Annotated in this window: 13 protein-coding genes; 6 read left to right on the top strand and 7 right to left on the bottom strand. The window is 48.6% G+C overall.

Going from position 1 to position 14,770, the window contains the following annotated elements:
• The first annotated feature begins 157 nt into the window (after positions 1-157).
• From ATHL_RS07850 to ATHL_RS07865, 4 genes are read left to right on the top strand one after another with little or no spacing between them, the layout of a single operon-like run.
• A complete protein-coding gene (locus ATHL_RS07850) occupies positions 158-1,249 on the top strand; it encodes a M50 family metallopeptidase (RefSeq protein WP_062191832.1) in 1,092 nt (363 codons plus the stop codon).
• 13 nt (positions 1,250-1,262) lie between these two features.
• Positions 1,263-2,315, top strand: coding sequence for a HEAT repeat domain-containing protein (locus tag ATHL_RS07855; RefSeq protein WP_062191835.1), 1,053 nt, complete (start codon positions 1,263-1,265; stop codon positions 2,313-2,315).
• 8 nt (positions 2,316-2,323) lie between these two features.
• Complete coding sequence (locus ATHL_RS07860) at positions 2,324-3,547, top strand: peptidase MA family metallohydrolase (protein WP_062191837.1); 1,224 nt, start codon at positions 2,324-2,326, stop codon at positions 3,545-3,547.
• Complete coding sequence (locus ATHL_RS07865; RefSeq protein ID WP_062191840.1) at positions 3,544-3,837, top strand: acylphosphatase; 294 nt, start codon at positions 3,544-3,546, stop codon at positions 3,835-3,837. The genes ATHL_RS07860 and ATHL_RS07865 overlap by 4 nt, the downstream gene beginning before the upstream one ends.
• Before the next feature lie 61 nt (positions 3,838-3,898).
• Here ATHL_RS07865 and ATHL_RS07870 read toward each other — a convergent pair whose 3' ends face one another.
• From ATHL_RS07870 to ATHL_RS07890, 5 genes are all read right to left on the bottom strand, one after another.
• The gene (locus ATHL_RS07870; protein ID WP_062191842.1) at positions 3,899-4,384 is read right to left on the bottom strand and encodes a hypothetical protein; all 486 of its coding nucleotides are present in this window, start codon (positions 4,382-4,384) and stop codon (positions 3,899-3,901) included.
• A gap of 120 nt (positions 4,385-4,504) precedes the next feature.
• The gene (uvrB, locus tag ATHL_RS07875) at positions 4,505-6,547 is read right to left on the bottom strand and encodes an excinuclease ABC subunit UvrB (RefSeq protein ID WP_062191845.1); all 2,043 of its coding nucleotides are present in this window, start codon (positions 6,545-6,547) and stop codon (positions 4,505-4,507) included.
• Positions 6,548-6,839: 292 nt separating this feature from the next.
• On the bottom strand, positions 6,840-10,247 hold the full coding sequence (gene mfd / locus ATHL_RS07880) for a transcription-repair coupling factor (protein ID WP_062191848.1): 3,408 nt from the start codon (positions 10,245-10,247) through the stop codon (positions 6,840-6,842).
• On the bottom strand, positions 10,228-10,863 hold the full coding sequence (gene pth, locus ATHL_RS07885) for an aminoacyl-tRNA hydrolase (protein ID WP_062191850.1): 636 nt from the start codon (positions 10,861-10,863) through the stop codon (positions 10,228-10,230). Before pth ends, mfd begins: the two co-directional genes overlap by 20 nt.
• Positions 10,864-10,865: 2 nt before the next feature.
• Positions 10,866-11,492, bottom strand: coding sequence for a hypothetical protein (locus ATHL_RS07890; protein ID WP_062191853.1), 627 nt, complete (start codon positions 11,490-11,492; stop codon positions 10,866-10,868).
• A 115-nt stretch (positions 11,493-11,607) separates the two neighbouring features.
• Here ATHL_RS07890 and ATHL_RS07895 point away from each other — a divergent pair, with 115 nt between their 5' ends.
• Complete coding sequence (locus ATHL_RS07895; RefSeq protein ID WP_062191855.1) at positions 11,608-12,348, top strand: queuosine precursor transporter; 741 nt, start codon at positions 11,608-11,610, stop codon at positions 12,346-12,348.
• An 11-nt stretch (positions 12,349-12,359) separates the two neighbouring features.
• Positions 12,360-13,361, top strand: coding sequence for a hypothetical protein (locus ATHL_RS07900; RefSeq protein ID WP_062191858.1), 1,002 nt, complete (start codon positions 12,360-12,362; stop codon positions 13,359-13,361).
• A 34-nt stretch (positions 13,362-13,395) separates the two neighbouring features.
• Here the strand turns inward: ATHL_RS07900 and ATHL_RS07905 are convergent, their stop codons facing one another.
• Positions 13,396-13,914 (bottom strand): DUF1684 domain-containing protein, encoded by a 519-nt coding sequence (locus ATHL_RS07905; RefSeq protein ID WP_084001273.1) that lies wholly within the window; start codon positions 13,912-13,914, stop codon positions 13,396-13,398.
• Positions 13,915-13,936: 22 nt separating this feature from the next.
• The gene (locus ATHL_RS07910) at positions 13,937-14,563 is read right to left on the bottom strand and encodes an ATP-dependent Clp protease proteolytic subunit (RefSeq protein WP_062191863.1); all 627 of its coding nucleotides are present in this window, start codon (positions 14,561-14,563) and stop codon (positions 13,937-13,939) included.
• Between the last annotated feature and the right edge of the window lie 207 nt (positions 14,564-14,770).

The raw sequence follows: 14,770 nt of genomic DNA on the forward strand, positions 1-14,770 counted from the left end.
GGCAAGAAGAACATAACACCTGCCCTATCAGCCCCCCACTACATTTACAGCTTCTCCATGAAACCCGTATGAAACTGGAATTCTCTCGTTTTCATACTATAATTGGAGTGGTTGTTGATGGTTCGCAAGTCAGAAAGAACAGAAAGATATAACGGTAATGATCGAGACATTTACAACAAACATTCTGCGGATTATTGAATTTATCCTGGCCCTGGGTGTGTTGATTTTTCTTCACGAGTTGGGGCACTATCTCTTCGCCAGGTTGTTTAAGATCGAGGTTGAAGAATTTGGATTTGGCTTTCCACCCCGGATCGTCAAACTTTTTACACTTGGTGGTACAGATTTCACCCTCAACTGGATCCCTTTCGGAGCATTTGTCCGCCCCAAAGGTGAAAACGATCCCAGTACCCCGGGAGGGATGGCGGCTGCCCCTCCCTGGCATCGCCTTTTCATTTTACTCGGTGGCCCACTGATGAACCTCATTGCCGGTATCTTGCTGTTCAGTGTGGTCTTCAAAACCATGGGGGCACCGGTTGCAAATGTAGTGCAAATTATCAGTGTGAATCCTGGCTCACCCGCCGAACAGGCCGGGCTTCTCCCCCAGGATATATTCGTCTCAGTGAATGACCATCCGATTCATGCCACTCAAGATCTTTCGGAGCTGGTCAGCGCCAATCTGGGAAAAAACATCACCATAACTGTAAAGCGCGGCGATCAGCTTGTCATTGTCCAGGCTATTCCGCGCCTTAATCCTCCTCCAGGAGAAGGACCATTGGGAATTATCATGGGTTCTCCTGTTCGGCCTGTATCGTGGTCAGAATCCATTCCCCTGGCGCTTCAAAGCACCTACAATCAGGCCCGCACATTGATATCCTTGCCTGTACAACTTCTCCGGGGGCAGGTTTCACCTGATCAGGCACGTGTGGTTGGTCCAAAGGGAATGTATGACATTTACAATCTTGCCCGAACAGAAGATCAGAAGGTCGACCAGTCTAACCCCTCCGGTCTCCCCATACGCACCATCAGCCTCATGGCGATAATTTCTGTAGCATTGGGGATGACCAATCTTTTGCCTATTCCAGCCCTTGATGGCGGACGAATTCTCTTTGTCCTTCCTGAAATCCTGTTCCGGCGTCGAGTTCCTGCGAAATATGAAAATATGGTGCACCTTATTGGGTTTGCCACTTTGATCATTTTAATGATCCTGATCACTGCGCAGGACATTTTCAACCCAATTCAATTAAGATAATCGGGGAGTAATCATGGCTTCCAGACAGGAAAAAATCTCCATCCAGCAGCTGGTCAATGCCCTGTTGGATATTTCTACTCCCTTTCCTCCAAGATACCTTCACCGCCTTTCTGATCTGGAAGGTTCAGAGCTTGAGTCTGTGCGGCAGGCCTGGCCTCGTATTCACCCAACCCGCAAACTCGCTCTTCTGGAAGATCTCGAGGAACTGGCCGAATCGGATACACTGGTATTCTTTGATGAGCTGGCACGGATTGCCCTGGATGATAACGAACCCGGGGTTCGCTCACGAGCCATCAGTCTCCTCTGGGAAAGCGAACGCCTGGATCTTGTTCCTCGTTTTTTACAAATGCTCACCACTGATGCTTCAAGTGAGGTTCGAGCTGCTGCGGCTTCTGCCCTGGGGAAATTCATTTATCTTGGTGAAATTGATGAAATTCCACCGGAGACACTCCATACAATTGAGGATCGGTTAATCGATGTAGAGAAAAGTAACGATGAACCCATGGTGCGTCGACGTGCATTAGAAGCACTCGGATTTTCCAGCCGCGAGGAAGTTTCTTCCCTTATTCAGGCCGCTTATGAGACCAACGACCCAGATTGGGTGGCCAGTGCCCTGTTCGCCATGGGACGTTCTTATGATAAGGGCTGGGAAACTGCCATCCTAAATAATCTCCATCATCCGAAAGCGAATATTCAACTGGAAGCAATCCGGGCAGCCGGCGAGTTAGAACTCGAATCCTCCCGCCGTATATTACTCGATATCCTTGAAGAAGAAGCCCAGGATTCTGAAATCCGCTTCGCTGCCATCTGGTCTCTTTCTCAAATCGGGGGCGATGAGGTCCGCGAAACGCTTGAAAATATTCTGGACGAGACCGAAGATGAGGAAGAAGCTGAATGGATCGAAAATGCCCTCGATAACCTTACGCTTACAGAAACCGGCCATGAGATGGACTTGCTCAACATCGACCTCACGGATAAAGACTTGCTCGGTCATGTCATTGACCTGAGTGAAGAACCCAAAGATACCGACGAAGAACTTGATGACGATAATGATCTAATCCTTTAGGGGGATTCATGGGGGGGAAAATTCGTTCGGCCATTTTTTGGACACTTCTTCTAAGTCTTAGCTTTTCTCTAGCAGGGAATCGGGTAATTTTTGCTCAGGCGGAAACTCCCTTTACTGAAGTCGCCACGACTATTGATTTTGGCAATTCAATTACCTTTCAGGCTTCCTTACAACTTGACACCACTCCCCAGGAAGCTTACCTCATTTTCCAACCCGAAGGACAGGAAACTGAAACAATAACCTTACCACCCGGTGATGGACAGACTCTCACATACACTCTTGACCTGAATCAGCACCCACTGAGAGCCTTCTCCCAGGTATCCTATTCTTATCGTTTACGGCTCTCCGACGGCAGGATCATCAACAGCCCGTCGTATCAATTCGAATATTCGGACACCCGCTTTCAGTGGATGCAACTGGAGAATCCCCTCTTCCAGGTTTTCTGGTATGACCGGGATCTCGCCTTTGGCCAACTGGTAATCAACACCGCACAGACCGGGTTTCAATCCGCCAATCAACTTCTCCCTTTGCAAATAAAGCAAAAGATTAGAATCTACATCTACAATTCTCCGGCAGATATGAAAGCCACCCGCACGGGCAGTCAGCCGTGGGTAACAGGTCAGGCGGCACCAGACCTGGGCGTGATTGTGCTCACCATCCCCCAGGGTCCTGAAGAACGCCTTGAACTGGAACGTCAGCTTCCTCACGAATTGATGCATATTTTAATTTACCAGCTTATGGGCGAGAAGACATCCAACCTGCCTGCCTGGCTGGTTGAGGGGTTAGCCTCCAATACCGAACCTTACGCCAATCCTGAATATGAGCGGGTGCTCCTCAAAAGTGCTGAGGAAGGAAAATTGATTCCCATTACGGCCTTGTGCTCTAATTTTCCACAGGATGCGTCGAGCGCCTTCCTGGCTTATGCCGAATCAGCCTCCTTTGTGCGTTTTCTTCATCGAACCTATGGATCATCCGCAATTCGCTGGCTCATTGAACGTTACAACAATGGGGTGGGTTGCTCTGAAGGCATTGAGACAGCTCTGAATAAACCCCTCTCTCAACTTGAATATCGTTGGAAACAGGAAGAACTCCATCTCAATACAGATCATTTAATTTTCCAAAACCTCCTCCCATTTATCCTGCTGGTAGGGATATTGTTCGGCGCAATTTCCGTGACGATACTGGTTGCTTCTAAACGTTTTCATCCAACCTCAGCCCTGGAGGAGAAATGAATCCCGAAATCAAAGCAAGGCTTCATGTATGGATTGATGGGCATGTTCAGGGAGTGGGTTTCCGGGCTTTTGTTCTGGACCGCGCTCAACGCCGGCAACTTACCGGCTGGGTACGGAATACATATCAAGGGCAGGTGGAGGTTTTAGCGGAAGGAAGCCGGGAGCAGCTGGATGGTTTTCTGGATGAACTTCGCCGAGGGCCTCGATCAGCATTCGTCACCGAATGTAAGGTGGAATGGGAAGCTGCTTCAGGGGAGTTTTCCCGATTTGAAGTTCGCCCCACAGTCTGAATTATTCAAATAAAAAGGGCGGCTTTTTCAACCGCCCTTGAATACTTTCATCAGGAGAGAGTTACCAGGTGGGTCTGTTCATCATTCCCTGACCACGGCCACCATTCCGTCCCAGGCCGCCCATGGGGCAACCATTCTTTCCGAGCATGTAATTCCCACGGTCTTTCATCCAGTCTGCCTGTGCCTGAGTAATCACTCCATCAGCGACCATTTTATCCAGTGCCTGGCTTCGGGCCTCGCGCATCATTGAAAGAAACTCATCCTGAGTGAAACCCCGTTCCTCGGCCACCTGCCACATGGTCTTCCCGCTGGCAAGTTCTTTTTCCAGGTCTTCTTCAGTGATCCCTAACTTTCCGGCTACGGCTTCTTCCATGTATTCATGCATTGGGTGAACACCACCACCCATCATCCATCCTCGCGACCCCCAGGCGGGTGTCTGCTGAGTCTCGGGGGTTGGCGCCTGTGCAAAGACCTGGGGGACCACTGCAAAAGCTAAGACAGCCGCAAGTGCAATTCCAACCACTCCAAAAAGAACTTTCTTATTCATATTTACCTCCATTAAGAAAAATGTTTATCAGGTTATCCTTACGTTTCTAAGGATACCCACCATCTGTAAAGAATTAGTGAAGGTAATATGAAGAGATTGTGATGTTTTTCACGGTACGCATTACTCTCCAGCGAGTAATTTCATCCGTTGTAATGGGGTCAGATCGGCTTCATCAGCAAGAATTGCTTTAAGTTCGTACATTTGATCCCGAAGAGCAGCCGCTTTTTCGAACTCCAGTTCTTTTGCGGCCTGTCTCATCTGGCGTTCCAGCTCACTGATCAACCGTTGTAATTCACCACGCGGCAAGCCCGTTTCTTTCCGGGATGTGCCATATTCCCCGCGCCGTTCCGCCATCGCCCGGGCGTCGACACTCAATTGTTCTGTAATGTCATGAATCGCCTTTTGGATGCTTACCGGTACGATACCATGCTCCTCATTGTAAGCCATTTGTTTGGCACGCCGGCGATTCGTCTCATCAATGGCGGCTTTCATGGCATCCGTTATTTCATCAGCATACATGATCACTTTCCCATTTAAATGGCGGGCCGCCCGCCCGATGGTCTGGATCAACGCCGTCGCTGAACGCAGGAATCCCTGTTTATCGGCATCCAGGATTGCCACTAACGATACTTCCGGTAAATCCAAACCTTCTCTTAATAAGTTAATCCCAACAATAACATCAAACACACCCAGTCGTAGATCTCGAAGGATCCCCACCCGTTCCAGAGTCTCTACTTCTGAATGTAAGTAATGTACCTTGATGCCAAGCTCCAGCAGGTAATCTGCCAGGTCTTCCGCCATACGCTTGGTCAAAGTGGTCACCAGCACACGTTCTCCAACTTCCACCCGTTTCCGTATTTCGTGAATCAAATCATCCACCTGGCCCCGGGTAGGTCGAACTTCAATCTCAGGATCTACCAGTCCTGTTGGGCGGATAATCTGCTCAACGATCTGTTCAGCCCGTTCCATCTCATACGGCCCGGGGGTTGCCGACGTATAAATCGTGTACCCCATATGTTGTTCAAACTCATCAAATTTAAGCGGGCGGTTATCCAGAGCCGAAGGTAGGCGAAAACCATACTCGGCTAGCACTTGCTTGCGTGAGCGGTCACCATTATACATCCCCCGAATTTGCGGAATAGTCATGTGGGACTCGTCGATGATCAACAGGTACTCGCTGGGTAAGTAGTCAATTAAAGTCCACGGTGGAGAACCGGGAGGGCGTTGATCCAGATGACGGGAATAGTTCTCAATCCCGGAGCAATAACCCACTTCACGCAGCATCTCTAAATCGTATTTCGTGCGCTGTTCAATACGCTGAGCTTCCAGATACCGCCCCTCACGTTTAAAGTAAGCCACCCTTTCTTGTAGTTCGTTTTCTATATCGCGTATCGCCACCTTTAGGCGGTCTTCAGCAGCCACGTAATGTTTGGCAGGGTAGATTAAGACTTCCTCGGGTTCATCATAAACCTCACCGGTGAGAGGATTCAACACCATGATTCGTTCAATCTCATCTCCAAAAAAGCTCACCCGATAAATTTTTCGATCCTCGTATGCCGGGTGAATCTCAAGGGTATCCCCCCGTACTCTGAAGACTCCTGGCCGAAGCTCAAGATCATTCCTTTGATATTGCCCCTCAACCAGCATCCGCAACAGGGCATTGCGTCGATAAATGGTTCCTCTCGAGAGACGGATCGTTTTATTCCCATACTCCTCAGGGTTGCCAAGCCCGTAGATGCATGAAACAGAGGCAACAATTATCACATCACGCCGTGACATGAGAGCCGTCGTGGCAGAAAGGCGCAGTCGCTCAATTTCATCGTTGATTTCCGTCTCTTTTTCGATATAGAGGTCATGTTGAGGAACATACGCCTCGGGCTGATAATAATCATAATAGGAGACGAAATACTCCACCGCATTTTCTGGAAAGAACTCCTTAAATTCGGCATACAGTTGCGCGGCCAGGGTTTTATTATGCGCCATGATCAAAGCTGGCATATTTAAACGGGAGATCACGTTTGCCATGGTGAAAGTCTTCCCCGTACCTGTTGCCCCCAGCAACACCTGGTGCCGGTACCCTTTCCGAACACCTTCAACCAGTTTCTCAATCGCATCCGGTTGATCTCCGGTTGGGTGGAAAGGAGAATGCAATCGAAAATCCATGTCAGAAGCTCCTTATTCGTCCCGGGCAAAACTTGAAATTATGTTCTATTTTAAATCGTTTCTTAATCAAAGTCAACAAAGTCCATTAATATTTCATACTCATTCTATCTACACCAACTGTATTTGGAGAGGAAACTCTCTTGTTTTCTTTATTTGCTAACAGATCATAGTCACAATAAATACAGAAAGATCGTCTGATCAGGATGATCTGTACAAACATAAACTGACCATACTTCGTAAAACCAAAAATTACAACCAGCCAGGGCGGATCTTTTATTCTTTCAGTTCTATCTCACCTGACAGGATTCACGTGGTTTGGTTGTGATAGTTCAATCATACCAGAAAGAACGTCCAGTAATCGACTTTTCCAGGAACCATTACCATTACCTCCCCCCGCGATCCAATAGGCATTTTTCCCTGCACGCACATCTTTACCCAAAGCAGGGAGATTCCGGTCAGTCACCCCTTCAGGCAAAGCTGGAAAACGCAGTACCAGTTGATCTCCCTCAAATGAGATAGAAGCCAGCCCGGCTTTTTGAGCGAGTAATTTCACCCGCATTTGGAACAATAAATTCTTAACTTCTTCTGGAAGAGGGCCAAATCGATCGATGAATTCTTCCTCCAGGGTATCCAGTTCGCTTTCACGTTCCAGGTCGGCCAGCCTCCGATATAACTTCAATCGTAAATGAGGGTCAGGCACATACTCTACCGGAATCCCAATAGCAAGGGGTAAATCTACACTAACCGGCAACCTGACAGCGGTCTGACCTTGCTCCTCTTCTGATCCTTTCAATCCCATAGCTTCACGGAGTTGTCGCACAGCCTGGGCTAACATTCGGGTATAAAGATGAAATCCAACTGCTGCAATCATTCCATGCTGGCGTGTCCCAAGCAGTTCCCCGGCGCCGCGCATTTCCAAATCCCGCATGGCGATGGAGTATCCCGACCCAAGCTGTGTATTTTCGGCGATGATTTCCAGGCGTTCCTGCCCTTCCGGGGTGGGGTTCTTTCTTCGATGACGGAAAAAATACGCATACGCACGTTGCGCCCCACGTCCAACCCGCCCACGAAGTTGGTATAACTGCGCCAGCCCGAAGGTATCCCCTCGATCTACAATCAGGGTGTTTGCATTCGGAATGTCAAGTCCCGATTCGATTATGGAGGTACATAAAAGTACATCAATTTCACCCGCGGTGAACTGCATCATGACCTTCGATAATTCATCTTCTGGCATCTGACCGTGAGCCACTCCAATACGTGCCTCTGGCACCAATTTCTGTAAATGTTGTTTCATGCCATGGATGGTTTGCACCCGATTATGGACAAAAAAGACCTGTCCCCCACGCTCGATTTCCCGTAATATCGCCTGGCGCACCAACCGAGGTGAATAAGGGCCAATGTGAGTAACGATAGGCAAGCGTTCCGCAGGAGGCGTATTGATTTGAGATATATCCCTCACACCCGTGAGTGCCATGTACAATGTGCGTGGAATGGGGGTGGCGGTCAGGGTTAAGACATCTACCGAGGTGCGCAGTTTCTTGAAATGCTCTTTGTGAGTAACGCCAAATCTCTGCTCTTCATCGATAATCACCAGCCCCAGATCACGAAATTGAACATCAGGCTGTAACAAACGATGCGTCCCAATAATAATATCCACCGAGCCCTCAGCCAGCTGTCGGACGATTCGATTCTGTTCTCTGGAATTACGGAATCGCGAGAGCATCTCCACCGTGACTGGAAAAGGCGAAAGCCTCTGTTTAAAGGTTTCATAATGCTGTTGCGCCAGCACGGTGGTAGGTACCAGAACTGCCACCTGTTTTCCATCCATCACTGCCTTGAATGCCGCCCGTAACGCCACCTCGGTTTTTCCATACCCCACATCACCACAAAGAAGACGATCCATAGGCCGTGGTCGTTCCATATCTCGCTTTACGGCCTCGATAGCTCGGAGCTGATCTTCGGTTTCTATATACGGGAAACCCGCCTCTAAGTCCTGTTGCCAGGGAGTATCCTTACTGAACGCAAACCCCTTGGCTACCTGCCGTTGTGCATATAAATCAAGCAGTTCTTTGGCAACCTCAAGCACCGATTCGCGGACTCGCTGCTTGACCCCCTGCCATTCATTACCGCCTAAACGGGTGAGGACTGGAGGCTCTCCACTTGGTCCCACATAGCGGCTTAACCGATCCGCCTGATACACCGGCACAAAAAGCGTATCTCCTCCATCGTATTCGAGGGTGAGGTATTCTCTTTCCACCCCCTCCATAACACGGCGCATTAACCCGGCATATCGGCCAACGCCGTAATCAACATGAACTACATAATCTCCAACCTTGAAATCCGTATATTCAGCCTCAGGAGGTGATACAACCTGCCGCGAACGAAGGCGAGGTTGAGGGCGCTCCCAGCCAAAAATTTCGCTATCGGTCAGGAGATGAAGGTTTTTACCATCCGGCTGCCGTAAAACCCACCCCTCACTAAGGGTGCCTTCAATAAAACTCGGGTGAACCTGGATCGCGGGTTGTGCTTGTTCCTGCCATAATTCCTGGATCCGGGCTACCTGTCTGGAAACCACCACCACCTGATCTCCCGCCTGGCAACGTTCATAGACATATTCCAGAAATGGTTTTAGCCTGTCACCATACCTTGGGCCGGGAGTAAAACATTCAGCCAGCTTCGGGTTTTCATCAGCGGTAGTCCGACCCAGCTCCGCCCAAACCTTACCACTTAAATGATCCAGCAATTCTGACCAGCTCACATAAGGAACCGGGAAATCCTCAGGCAGGGTGCCTTCCGCAATCGATTCGGTGCGAAGTTTAACTGCCTGTTCCTCAATTTCCAGGGCAGCCATTTGCACCCGATCCAGATCATCGATTAAAACCAGAGAGACATGTGGCAGATAATCTACAATCGTAGCAGGGGTTGTGTGTACCAGTGGAATGAAAAATTCATCCAATTCCGTTTCTACAGAACGTTTTCCCTGTAGAATCTCTCTTGCTGGAGTAATCGATAACCGATCAATAGAATGAAGCTTTCTTTGAGTTGCAGGGTCAAAGGAACGAAGAGTATCTACTTCATCCCCAAAAAATTCCAATCTGGCCGGATTCAATTCGGCAGGCGGCCAGACGTCCAAAATCCCCCCCCTGCGAGAAAATTGCCCGGGTTCAACGACCATATCCGCGGGTTCATATCCCATCTCCACCAGTGAACGCTGGAGGATATCGAGTGAAATTACCTGTTTCACTCGAATGGATTTGCTGGCCTTGATAAATTCACGCCGCGGTAACGTACGTGTCATCACAGCCCGCACAGGAGCAACGATTATAGGAGGCTCAACCGGACGTGAAGTTCCGGGGAGAGAAAGGCTTGCAAGAGCAGCCAGTACCTGTAAACGATCTCTCCGGGTCACGTTTCCCCAGGCGGCCTGTTCATAAAATAAAGGATTGGGTTCTGGGAAATAAAAGCGAGGCGAATTGGGTGACCAGAAGCCCAGTTCATCAGCAAGCATGAGAGCCCGGTCAGCACGATCGGTGATTAACAACACCGGACGAACCAGTTCACGCCTCAACGCTTCGCTCACCGGAAGGCGGGCAGAACGAGGCAATGCCAAACCCGGAACCGACATCCCGCTCTTCAGATCAACGACTAAATCCTGGAACGGAGGAAGAGTGCGAATCCTGTCAAGCAAGGGAATTTCCATTCTTTTTATTCCCATTAAACTGGTTCATGGCTGTCTCAAGCCCATTTTCAATAAACACCAGAGCCGCTTTGGCCGCTCGATCCAAAACCTCAGGTAAAATTTCTCTTTCTTCTTGATTAAAATCCTGCAGGACGTATGCCGCAGCATCCATACGGCCAGGTGGCCGCCCAATTCCAATCCGCAACCGTGGGAAGTCCTGCGTACCAAGCTGTTGAATGATAGAGGAAACCCCCTTTTGTCCTCCCGAACCTCCACCCGGGCGTAATCGGATTGTTCCCAGCGGCAAGTCAAGGTCATCGTGAGCCACCAGTAAATGATCGTTTGGAATTTTATAAAAACGCACCAGAGAGCTAACCGATTGCCCGGAAAGATTCATATAGGTCTGGGGTTTTGCAAGAATGATCTTTTTTCCGGCAAATTGCGCCTTCGCGATGATCGCCTTGGATTGAACCATTCCTGGAGTGGTTAACAATTCTCTACACAACCGATCAATAAGCAGGAAACCAATATTGTGTCGATTAAATTGGTACTCGCGGCCCGGGTTTCCCAGCCCGACAATGAGATAACGAGCAACATCGTCCTCAGGCTCAGATCGTCGATTCCCAAAATGGAACACTTTTACCCCCTGCGAAACAGGCTTCGTAATCCAAGATACACCGCCAAAATAATAAAGATGACCAGTGCAATAAAGCCGCCCCGCACCAGACTGTTTCCGAGCATGGACGTGGTAACCTGTAAATCCTGCTCAGCTTCAATTGTGCTGGTTAATTTCACGGGAAGGTAATCTGCAGGCCTGGTTGTAATTTCCCCCGGGATACTCGTTCGATCTGGTTCCGGAGTATTCGTTTCGATTGGAGAATAGTTTCTCACCCTTAACCCTGTAATTACCGACTCCAGAGTTCGACCGTCGTTCAGAAAAGCCCGGATCCTTAATCGGTAGATTCCATCACTAATCGTTGTAGTATCCCAGACCGCCAGGGTTTGACCGCGAAAAACACCCTCCCCCTGTCCGATTAAGAACCAGGTGTTGGTGTCGTCTCGCTGGTACGCAAAGCTGATTTCGAAAGAACGAATTCCCTCAATGTCAGTGGTACCGATGATAGGCACCTGCCCCTGAAGAGCCTCCCCTGGTCGTGGTGAATCAATCAACACCTGCTGACCCAGCAGGTTTAAGTTACCTCCTAACCAGAAAACAATCACCCAGTGCAGAAGATATTTGAACATGGCAATCGATAAGTCTATCATATTCTTAATAAACAGGCAAATATTTGCACTCCAACCAGTCAACTCAGACATTCCCACATCTTTCGGATTTCAGGGTAAGATTAAAAGTAACCCGGCGTTATAAATCGAACACTATATGACAACGAAGATCAAACCTGACGAAACTTTCCGTCCATATCGTTATTTTGACCTGGTCATGGTCGTTTTCGTTACCGTTCTCTTGATCAGTAACATTGCTTCAGCCGCAAAAATTGTAGATTGGGGAGTCACTATTTTGGGGTTTCATCTTGCCTTTGATGCCGGCACTCTCCTCTTTCCTGTCAGTTATATTTTTGGGGATGTACTTACTGAAGTCTACGGATACAGGCGTTCAAGGCGAGTAATTTGGGCAGGTTTCGTTGCCCTGGCTTTTTCAGCCCTGGTTTTTCGTATCATCCAGGGCCTTCCCGGTGAAGCCACCTGGCAGAACTATGCCGGACAACAGGCTTACGATGCCATTCTGGGCGGATTTAGTTCCGGAGGAATCGTATTCGCCAGCCTGATCGCTTATTTTGCCGGAGAATTTAGCAATTCCTATGTTTTGGCAAAGATGAAACTCTTAACGCGGGGACGTTGGCTCTGGACAAGGACCATCGGCAGCACCCTGATCGGTGAGGTCATCGATACCTCCTTATTTATTGCAATTGCCACCCTTGCAGGCGTCTTCCCATGGGATATCTTCACTACCCTTGTGATTACAAATTACATCTTCAAGGTCGGAATCGAGGTCTTGATGACTCCTGTAACCTACTGGGTAGTAACGGCACTAAAGAAAGCCGAATCGGAAGATTATTATGATTGGCACACCAACTTTAATCCATTCCAATTGACAGGATGAAAGGAATTCCCATGAATATCGAACAACCAATCATGCTCCAAAGTGATCGGCTTACGGTAGAAATCTCTCAGCCTGGTGTGGCTTATCATGGCACACGTTTCGACTGGAGCGGGTTCATTACACAGGTCACGCTGGATGGCCAGCATACCTTTTGTGTTCCTGAGGACTATACTCCAGGAAAAGGAACCGGCGGCATTGGCATTTGTAATGAATTTGGAATTGACCAGCCCATAGGTTATGATGAGGCAAAGCCCGGGGAATGTTTCCCCAAACTGGGCATTGGTTTGCTCACCCGACTGGACTCCCCGACCTACAGCTTCTGGAATCCTCACCAGATTTCTCAGCCGTTTCCTATTGAAATAACTGCTTCAAAGCAACAGGTCATTTTCACGGTTCATCCAATCGAGTGCCGGGGGTATGCAGCGCGACTGACAAAGCAGATTTCTGTAGAAAATAATCGAATGATGATTCAATACGAATTGGAAAATACAGGGGAGAAGTCCATCCTCACCAATGAATATGTACATAACTTCATCGGAATTAATCAACGACCGATTGGGCCAGACTATACCCTTCGTTTTCCGCAGAAAATCGCCTTTGAAGACATTACCCCAATGGTCCGAAACCAGCTCCCCCAGTGGATTCGACGTTTCCTTCCCTTTTTTGCAGATACTGCCGCCAGAAAATATATTCAAAAACAGGTTTCCATTTTGAATGTAAATGATAGAGAACTATCCTGGCATCGTACACCGGCCACACCTTTTTACTGCCGCCTGACAAACCTTCAGCAACTCCGCGAACCATCTGAGGGAGAATTCTGTACCATGTGGGAGCTTCATCACTCGGATGATGGGCTGTTCATGAGCGAAAAAGTTAATTTCCCTCCAGAGCGCATAGCTTTATGGGGAACCACACATGTGGTAAGTGTAGAAGTTTTCAAAAAAATTGAGCTCCTTCCCGGCGACAAAGATACCTGGGCAAGGCAATACGAGTTTGGTATTTGCACTGGTTGATTATAAAAAACTACGGGGATCTCCCCGTAGTTTTTTACTCATGGAAGTTCATCTCTCCTGCTTCAATACGAATCTTCAATCGATTTTCCACAGGGGGAATTGGGCAACTCCACAGGTCATTATAGGCACAATAAGGGTTGTAAGCCTGATTGAAGTCCAATCGCAACCAGCCCTCTCGGATAATGTCCGGTTCCAGGTAACGCCCAGCTCCATACGTTTCATGCGGAGCTGTAGCATCTACAAAGGGGATAAAGTAATCATCTCCCGGGATAGATTGATAAACCTGCAGGATTACCTCTTCACCATTTACAGAGAAACACACCTGCCCAACATTAAGATATTCCTGCACATCTCCGGTATTGGTGGTTAGAAGCACCTTTTTTGGAGAAGCGTACCGCTCCAGGGGGACATCAAACACCCATTGTTCACTGGCCGGAAAATACTGCAAACCCTGAAAGGTAGCTTTTTGCTCGGCACTTAACGGGCTATGCCGGCTGGTTCGAAAGTAATCATCCTTCTCCCGGCGCAACGCATCCCTCTCAGAAACAAACAACGGAGGCACCTCGATTTTAGATTTATAGACCTGGTAAGCGTTTTACAGCAGGAATTTCCATCACCGAGTCCACCAGTCCATACTCAACTGCCTGATCAGCGGTCATATACCGGTCTCGATCCGTATCCCGCTGAATCTCCTGCACAGTTCGCCCCGTATGGGCTGAGAGAATCTGATTCAAACGTGCCTTCAGACGGAGGATTTCTTTAGCCTGAATCTCAATTTCTGTAGCCTGTCCCTGTGCTCCCCCCAGAGGTTGGTGCATATGGATCGTGGCGTTCGGTAAGGCGTATCGCATCCCTTTCGTTCCAGCCGTTAAAAGAACTGTACCAAAAGATGCTGTCACTCCCACTGCCAGGGTACTGATCGGGTTAGGCACCACCTGCATAGCATCGTAAATGGCCAGCCCGGCGTATACCTGGCCACCCGGCGAATTAATATACATTTTGATCGGAGCTTCGGGATCCTCGTTACTTAAATACAGGATTTGTGCCACGATATTATTCGCAACCCTGTCATCAATCGCTGTACCAAGGTAAATGATGCGGTTGCGTAATAGCAGCGAATATATGTCATAAGCTCGTTCACCACGCTCGGTGACTTCGGTAACCATCGGAACCAATCCAGAAGGGAATATCTCTGATTTCATAGCATCTCCTTATGGAAATCAATTCTACTTGCTCAAACCGAGATGTCAAGCCATCTTATAAAACTCTTACAATCCCCCAAGGAATGCTACAATTAATTCGCTCTAAAATTTTTCGGGCGGTAGAATCCATGGGCACACCAGAATCACTCCTCACCCAACCTGGCAACTTTATAATCGGCTGTAATTATTGGGCCTCACATGCAGGGA

It is taken from the genome of Anaerolinea thermolimosa (assembly GCF_001050195.2).
GTDB lineage: Bacteria > Chloroflexota > Anaerolineae > Anaerolineales > Anaerolineaceae > Anaerolinea > Anaerolinea thermolimosa.